The sequence below is a fragment of the Desertibacillus haloalkaliphilus genome (assembly GCF_019039105.1).
Taxonomy (GTDB): Bacteria; Bacillota; Bacilli; order Bacillales; family KJ1-10-99; genus Desertibacillus; species Desertibacillus haloalkaliphilus.
Window position 1 is genome coordinate 1 of the sequence record NZ_JAHPIV010000557.1, and the last position, 335, is coordinate 335.

1 protein-coding gene is annotated in these 335 nt (G+C 34.6%); it reads right to left on the reverse strand.

All coding sequences use genetic code 11. From position 1 onward, the window contains the following. On the reverse strand, positions 1–316 hold a 316-nt coding region (locus KH400_RS23265), incomplete at its 3' end, for an LCP family protein (protein WP_246590020.1). Between the last annotated feature and the right edge of the window lie 19 nt (positions 317–335).

Below are 335 nucleotides of genomic sequence, written 5' to 3' on the forward strand. Positions count from 1 at the left end.
TCTCAATAGGGATACGTAACGTTTCAATATTATCAATAGGATTAAGAACGACATCTCTTCCTAAGCTTAGCATTTTGGTCGTGCGCATATTTGTTTCTAAATGAGGCTCCAACATACCAATAAGTTTTGGAATTTTGGTCATACCTGATATAGTAAATAACTCATTTTTAAGATGTTGTAATATTTCTTGTTGCCTTTTGACACGACCGAAGTCATTTTCATGGTCTTTACGAAAACGAACATATTTTAAAGTCTCTTCCCCGTTTAGACTTTGGGCTCCTGGCTCAAAGTTAATTGCATTATTTGGATCTGACATTTTACGTTCTATCTTGACT